The organism is Bacteroidales bacterium (genome assembly GCA_018334875.1).
Taxonomy (GTDB): domain Bacteria; phylum Bacteroidota; class Bacteroidia; order Bacteroidales; family UBA12077; genus JAGXLC01.
The window spans coordinates 1-7747 of record JAGXLC010000196.1 but is presented as its reverse complement, the minus strand read 5'-3'; the positions used below and the strand labels follow the sequence as shown (position 1 = coordinate 7747).

Here is a 7747-nt window from a genome sequence, read left to right as displayed (position 1 = left end):
GGCCGGATTGATATTCCTCTGCTTTTGTTTTGTTTCCTTCGGTGACATAATAGAAGCTTCCGTCCTTGCTCAGTCCCACTTCTGCAACTCCGGAAAAGTCAAATGCTACATCCTGTTTTTTTTCCAAAGGTTTAACCTTCCATGAAAACTTCATGCGCCAATCCTGGGCCGGAATTTGCCGGGATATTTTATTACCGGAAAGCACAAGCGCTTCATCTTTAATTTCCACTCCTGCCATTTGTCTCCATTCATTAATTTCCTGAAGTTCTTTTTCGCGCTGACCCTCTTTATATCCCAGGTATTTCCATTGATCGATGGCTATTTCCTGCCGAATTTCAGGTTGGGGTTGGGGTTTTAGCCGGCGTAAAGCTGAGTCGACCGCTTCTTTCATGACCACTTTGGTATTTAACCCCGGGTCATCAAAGAAATGCCTCCCATAGTCGGTGAATTTTCCAAGATAATCAAGTCGCCCAGCAAGATCAAAAACTGCCGTAGGTCCTTTGAGGTCGGTTATGCCATTAGCAGCAGTGTCCTCCGATACATACCTGAATTCAAAGGCTTTTGATATTTCTTCCCTGGGCTGGTCTGAATCGCATGCATGAAAAACCGGAAATGCAAGCATGCTGATGGTGAGCAATAAAGTTCTTAATTTCATAAGTTTTGGCATTTGAATTAAATATTATGAGGTCTGGTCTTGAGCCTGTCTATAAAGTCAAGAGTACTTTGAGATTCTTATAAATTACCTCTGTGTTACCTCCGTGTTTGTTCTCCATGATACTCTGTGGTTCAAATCAATAAGATTCACCGCTGAGAACGCGAAGGAAATCTCGAAGGATATTATAGACAGAATCAATTTAGTTTGTTTTCCCAAAAATCTGCATGGTATACTCCTTCATCGGCATTCCATATTTTGGTCACCAGGTCGATATCTCCGTCTTTATCTACATCTCCAGCCTGGGTATCATGCCAGCCAGGATTTCCTTCGTGAATGACCTGAAGTTCAAATTTCGGCCTTTCCTCATCTTCCACATCTTGCTGGATGTATAGCAAACCTCTTTCATCTACCCCACTTTCCGGTTTCATAAGGTGATTGTCATCTTCCTGTTCTCCTGTAAAGATATCCGGTAATCCATCCTGGTTAAAATCTGATACAGCCAGCGAATGATAAGAAGCCCTCTTTTCCGAAGGTGCTTCAAGTTTTTTCCGCTTGAAAGTATCTCCCTGATTGAGGATTACCCATAGATTTGAATTCATAACATCACAATCGGAATAGATCACATCGTTATCACCGTCGGAATCAATGTCTGTTATCCAGCTTCTCATACTGGTTCCGTAGGCATTGGGATAGACTCCCACTGTAAAATTCCAGGAGTGAAGTTTCCAGTCATCTCCTTCCCCGGCAGGATTTTCATACCATCCACAGGGCATAGCAATATCGGGATAACCGTCTCCGTTCAGATCACCCAATCCATTAGGGGCGAATCCGCCATGTATACCCTTCTCGTCTCTATCTTCCACTGTCGCATTAACATTGGCGGATACATCATCATAAGTCCAGTCGCTACTCTCCGTTGTATTATAGATGCGGAGCGTTCCGTTACCTGCATCCTGACTATAGCAAACTACCTCCTTTTCACCATCCTGGTCAAAATCAGCGGCACCAATATCATGATTTTCTTCAGGCAATCCTCCGTTATAATCAAAACGTTTCCATTCCTTGTCGGGATTATCCTCCAGGTTTCCGGGATTCTTAAACCAGAACCGTCCCATAATCAGATCGGGATAACCATTTCCATCAATGTCCAGGGAAGTGGCTCCGAGCTGATCCCCATCACCTTTTCCTACTACATGTTGTTTCCAGTTATCCGGACCCTGATATTCGAACCAATACACCGTCTGATTGCTTCGGCGGCTTATGGTAATATCCATATCTCCGTCCTGATCATAATCGGCAAGGGTGAATCCACCCGTTCCCCAGCTTTCACCTGGCAAAGGCCTGGATATCTCATGATGTCCAAATACTGCTTTTTTGTCCTGGTTGCTGGTATTGGAAGTACAGGAAAAAATAATGAAAAGGCTCAATAAGCTTCCTGTGATGAATTTCATTTTCTGTATCATGTTTTTTTAACTTTTTGTATACGAACAAATATAGTAATAGAAATTGAATTATTGGTCTAAGATGACTCCTTATTATTGACACCATGATATTTTTTCTTTTGGTTGAAGAAAATAAATATAAAATTTTCTTCCAATTAAAGAAAAAAAGTACTAATTTTGTCTTTTGTTAAAAGATAAAATTATGAAAGAAATTCTTAAGGAGATTATTCGTACAAACCAAAATCGGGATTTTTCTGACATAAGAAGTCGGGATTTAAGAATCCCAATTAATGCCGGAAAAATAATCACGCTTATAGGACCACGTAGAAGTGGTAAATCCTCATTATTACAATTTACTATTAAGGAGCTATTAAGGAATGGCACTAAAAAAGACAATATTCTTTTTATAAACTTTGAAGATGAAAGATTGAATTTTGATCAGAGTAATTTGGATCTGATTATTCAAGCATATAGAGAGCTTTATCCAGACAATAATATTGAAAATTGTTATTTCTTTTTTGATGAAATTCAAAATGCTGAAGGATGGGATCGTTTTATCAGCAGAATATTTGAGAACATCTCAAAAAACATTTTTTTGACCGGTTCCAATGCAAAGTTTCTAAGCGCTGAAATATCAACTGTTTTGAGAGGAAGAGCTATTAGTTATATTTTATTTCCATTAAGTTTCAGTGAATTCTTATCTTTTCTTTCCATTGAAAAGGATATTTATAATGTCCAGAATAAAGCGTTAATAATTAATGCATTTGATAATTTCTTAATTTGGGGAGGATTCCCTGAGTTGGTTAATATGGAATCAACCTTAAAGACAAAGGTCCTTCAGGAATATTTTAATGTAATGATTTATAGAGATTTAATTGAGAGGTTTTCCATAAGTGATCCTCATGTTTTAAAATATTTTATCAAGAAGGTGATTGCTAATATTACTAAACCATTATCCATTAACAGAATATATAACGAATTAAAATCTAATAAGTATACCATTGGCAAAAATTCTTTATATCAGTTCCTTGACCAGGTGAGTGATATTTTTCTCGTTCGACTGGTAAATAAATTTGATTATTCCCAAATACCTCGGGAACAATATGATAAAAAAGCTTATATTGTAGATAATGGCTTGATCTCATCTGTTAATTATAATTTGTCTAATGATTACGGTAAACTTTTGGAAAATCTTATAGCGCTTGAAATTCAGAAAAACGGATATGAGGTTTTTTTCTTTAAATCTTTGAAAGAATGTGACTTCATTATGAAAATCAGTGATGGATTTATACCGATCCAGGTAAGCTATACATTTTATGATAACGATACAAAAAACAGGGAAATTAATGGACTGCTTAAAGCTTCGCAGGTATTGGATGCTAGGCAAGGGTATATAATTACTTTCGATTTATATGAGGAAATTAAAAAAGCGGAAACCAAAATACATATCCTTCCGGCTTATAGATTTTTATTGCATGATTTAAAAAGCTTTTGATGAAGGCCGGTAGCACTATACTGAATAATAATCTTCGTTATTAAATAAAATATATTTTATATTTGAGCTGCGCCCAAAGATTAATACCATGATGAGACTTACTACTGCCATCTTTTTTATTTTGACCTTTTCCTTCTGCGAGGGCAACAATAGTGAAAATATTGATGAACCCAAGCGGGGAGATAATCCAATTGACTGGAATGCTGCAGCCAACAGCAACATTCATTCATTACTGGATCATTACTGGAATCCCCAACAACATTATTTCAATTACACCAATACGGGCAATACAGACTTCCATTACTGGCCGCAGGCACACGCGTTGGATGTGCTTCTGGATGCCTATCAACGTATAGAAGAAGATTCACTGGTTCGTTATATGAATCAATGGTATGATGGGGTTAAAAAGAAAAACGGGGGTGATTTTTATAACATCTATATTGACGACATGGAATGGAACGCCCTGGCCATGTTGAGAGCCTACAACACGCTCGGGGATGATAAATTTAAAACCGCCGCACGGAAACTTTGGGAAGATATACAAACCGGGTGGAGTGATGTGGCCGGGGGAGGAATTATGTGGAAAAAGAATACGCCCCATTCGAAAAATGCGTGTTCCAATGGCCCCGCAGCGATACTGGCAGCCCGTTTGTATCAATTGGAAAACCAGGAAACAGATCTGGAATGGGCTAAAAAGATATATAAATGGGAGAAAGAAACGTTGGTGGATCCTGCTTCCGGTGCAGTATGGGATGCAGCCCATGTGGAAGACGGTGAAGTAAACATCAATAAAGACTGGAAATTTACGTACAATCAGGGTACTTTTATAGGGGCAGCCACAGAGTTGTATGAGATCACCGGAGATTCTACCTATCTGGAAGATGCCATCAAAACGGCTGATTTCACCTTGAACTCGCTTACAGATTACAGCGGACGTCTGCTGAAAGATGAAGGAGGAGGAGACGGGGGATTGTTCAAAGGCATTTTTGTCCGTTACCTGACACAGCTTATTCAGCTTTCTGATCTTCCTGCTTCAGACCGCAAGCGGTATGTCAATTTTCTTGAACACAACGCAGAGACCCTTTGGCTTGAGGGTACCCGGAAACCCGCTGTTTTGTTTGGAACCCATTGGGCAACATCTCCTGAAAATGAAATCGATCTGACTACTCAGCTAAGCGGAACCATGCTGATTGAAGCGGCTGCCGATGTACTTTGATCTCATTATTAGGCTGGTTGACGGGAAGGATCCAGGCTTGTCCAGCAGGCTGCCCCGCATTAGAAAAACTGGTTTTTGAACAATATATCGAAGAAAAAATACAGGTTTTTAGGAAGTTTCAGAATTATTTGTAAATAAAACAGGTTACCTCATGAAAAATCAAAATGATTTTATTAACAATACAAGAATTGTTAAAGCAATTGTTCTCCTGATGACAGTCCTGCTGTTTAATGGTTGTGGCGAAAGCAAAGAAAAGTCCCATGAAACAGTCAAAAACAATAAAGTTGAATTAAAAAAGAGGGATGGAGGCTTTAACCTGTATTTGGGAGAGGAACCTTATTTTATTAAAGGAGCCAGAACGCTTGGTACCCGCTATATGGAAGAAGTGGCCAAATATGGTGGGAACTCGGTAAGGGTAGGTTTTCACAGCATAGATACAGTATTGGATAAAGCCGAAAATTTGGGTCTGACGGTCTTGTTCGGTTTGCCTGTTAAGGCCCAGCGATCGGGGTTTAATTATGACGATGAAGAAGCGGTTCAGGAACAATTCAACAGGATGAAAAAAACAGTGAATAAATACAAGGATCATCCTGCTGTTCTGATGTGGGTTATAGGAAATGAACTGGACCATATTCCAGGGAGGGAAACTTACAACAAGAAAGTATGGGACGCGGTGAATGATATAGCCGAAATGATCCATAAAGTCGATCCGGATCACCCGGCCATGACGGTAATAGGTACCGGTAGGAAGGAAAAACTGAAGGATATTAAAGAGAGGTGTCCGGACATCGACCTGCTGGGTATTAATTCTTACGCAGATATATTTGAAGTACCGGACTGGTTGAGAAAATATAACTGGAACAAGCCATACGTGGTTACCGAATGGGGACCTTCCGGCCACTGGCAGGTTCCAAAAACCAAATGGGGAGTGGCCATTGAAGAAACAAGCACTGAAAAGGCGGATCTGTACAGGAAAAAATATGAAAAGGTCATTCAGGGTGATCCCATGTGCGTGGGATCCTATGCCTTTTTATGGACCAGCCGGAGACAGGAGAGAACCCATACCTGGTACAACATGTTTTTCAGGAATGGCCTGGAAAAAGAAGCGGTAGAGGTGATGCAGTACATGTGGACCGGCAGATGGCTTGATAACCGTGCTCCACGTATTGAATCAATCACAATAGGCGGAAAGAAGGCTGAAGAAGATGTTTCAGTTGCTGCCGGTAGCATTAATCCTGCCAAAGTGGTTGCCGGTGATCCCGATAACGATGAATTGCAGATAGAATGGAACTTGCTGCCTGTTCCTGAAGAATTTGGCGCTTATGCCGGACAGGGAGAAACCATGCCGGAACCTGTGAAAGGATTTGTTAAATCCGAAGAAAGCGGTCAAATCCTGTTTGAAGTACCCGATAAAGAAGGAAGGAATTATCGCTTGTTCGTTTATGTTTATGATGATCACGGCCATGTTGCCGTTGGGAATGTTCCTTTTTACGTAAGAAACGCTGAAAAATAGTTTTTGAAGGCTCTTTTTCTTTGAGAAGAAAATTAATCGGTTTTTGAAATCATTAGATACATAATTATTATGCAGACATTAGAAAGAATTTTAAATCCAACAAAAGTTTTTACTTTATTAGCTGTTATGTCTTTGTGGTTTATATTTTCCACCTGCCAGCAAAGCAATGACCAGCTTCCACCACCTTCCGGCCTGATGGTAGAATTACTCACCCGGCCCGAAAATGCCGCTATTACATCCCAAAAACCTGAATTTAGCTGGATCGTACAAAGCAGAGAAGACAGCACCATGCAATCGGCCTATCAGGTGCTGGTAGCCTCCGATTCTCAGAAAATCGTTCTGAATAATGGAGATCTCTGGAATTCCGGGAAGGTATCTTCGCAAAAGTCTGTTAATGTCCAATATAAGGGCAATCCTCTTGAATATGGAAATTATTACTGGTGGAAGGTCAAGGTATGGGACAATCAGGGTAACAAAAGCAAATACAGCAAGCCCCGGAAATTTTATGTAGATGAAGCCGAAGAAGAAAAAGGCTGGCCCGGAGAAAGCCGCTGGCTCAGACAGCCGGATTCCTCCTGGGTGTTTGAAGACCGTCATGCCATTCGGTACCACGATATTGCACCTGTATCTGTTACTGAAAACCAGGAAGGCCATCCATTCATTACATTTGAAAAGGCTGCTTTTGCCACCTTACAATTGAATCTGGACCCTGCCCGGGCCACTGCAGATTCACTTGTTATTCACCTGGGTGAAAGGAAAGATCCCGCCAAACAAGAAGTAGACCGCCAGCCAGGTGGATCTATTGTGTACAAAAAGCAAAAGCTGGGTGTTACATCCGGTAAAACGGAATACCAGTTGAAGCTTCCCAGAGCTTACTCCCATTATCCCAACAGTCAGGTGTTGGCACCCCATATGCCGGAGGTGACCAGCTTCCGCTTCGTGGAAATCGAAAATTATAAGGGCGAACTCACCACCGATGACATACGGCAGAAAGCCCTGTTCTATAAGTTTGATGAGTCCCAATCCCGTTTTGCATCCTCCAATGCCCGGTTGGATAGTATTTGGGATATTTGCAAGTACACACTGAAAGCTACCCCGTTTCTGGGTTTGTACATCGATGGCATACGCGAGCGCATGCCTTATGAGGCCGATGCCTTCATCCAGCAGGTAAGCCACTATGCCGTTGACCGGGAATATGCCATTGGCAGATATTCCTGGGAATTTTTGCTTTTCAATCCCGCCTGGCCCACAGAATGGCATCTTCACATGCCTCTGATGGCCTGGCACGATTACCAGCAGACGGGCAACAAAGAAAGTCTTTCCCGGTACTATGATGACCTGAAGGCCAAAACGCTGCTTCCACTGGCCCGGGAAGACGGCCTGATCAGCACAAGAACAGGAAAAGTGGATGAGGAGCTATTGAATC

General features: G+C 41.2%; 6 protein-coding genes. 4 read left to right on the top strand and 2 right to left on the bottom strand.

Annotated elements, in window-relative coordinates:
- Together KGY70_14005 and KGY70_14000 are read right to left on the bottom strand one after the other, a co-directional pair.
- Positions 1 to 655: hypothetical protein (locus tag KGY70_14005; GenBank protein MBS3776304.1), on the bottom strand; the 655-nt coding region annotated here is incomplete at its 3' end.
- A gap of 194 nt (positions 656 to 849) precedes the next feature.
- On the bottom strand, positions 850 to 2106 hold the full coding sequence (locus KGY70_14000; protein ID MBS3776303.1) for a VCBS repeat-containing protein: 1257 nt from the start codon (positions 2104 to 2106) through the stop codon (positions 850 to 852).
- Positions 2107 to 2299: 193 nt separating this feature from the next.
- On the opposite strand from KGY70_14000, the gene KGY70_13995 reads away from it, so the two are divergent.
- The 4 genes from KGY70_13995 to KGY70_13980 all read left to right on the top strand — a co-directional run.
- The gene (locus KGY70_13995) at positions 2300 to 3592 is read left to right on the top strand and encodes an ATP-binding protein (protein ID MBS3776302.1); all 1293 of its coding nucleotides are present in this window, start codon (positions 2300 to 2302) and stop codon (positions 3590 to 3592) included.
- Between the two features lie 88 nt (positions 3593 to 3680).
- Positions 3681 to 4808 carry a glycosyl hydrolase family 76 gene (locus KGY70_13990; protein ID MBS3776301.1) on the top strand — a complete coding sequence of 376 codons (1128 nt, stop codon included), beginning with the start codon at positions 3681 to 3683 and terminating at the stop codon, positions 4806 to 4808.
- A gap of 151 nt (positions 4809 to 4959) precedes the next feature.
- Positions 4960 to 6321 (top strand): hypothetical protein, encoded by a 1362-nt coding sequence (locus tag KGY70_13985; protein MBS3776300.1) that lies wholly within the window; start codon positions 4960 to 4962, stop codon positions 6319 to 6321.
- A gap of 126 nt (positions 6322 to 6447) precedes the next feature.
- Positions 6448 to 7747, top strand: a 1300-nt coding sequence (locus KGY70_13980; protein ID MBS3776299.1) for a hypothetical protein, incomplete at its 3' end; no start/stop codon positions are given.

Coding starts and splice junctions, on each gene's coding strand:
- KGY70_14000 (MBS3776303.1), bottom strand. CDS start 2,106: ATGAAATTCATCACAGGAAGCTTATTGAGCCTTTTCATTATTTTTTCC.
- KGY70_13995 (MBS3776302.1), top strand. CDS start 2,300: ATGAAAGAAATTCTTAAGGAGATTATTCGTACAAACCAAAATCGGGAT.
- KGY70_13990 (MBS3776301.1), top strand. CDS start 3,681: ATGATGAGACTTACTACTGCCATCTTTTTTATTTTGACCTTTTCCTTC.
- KGY70_13985 (MBS3776300.1), top strand. CDS start 4,960: ATGAAAAATCAAAATGATTTTATTAACAATACAAGAATTGTTAAAGCA.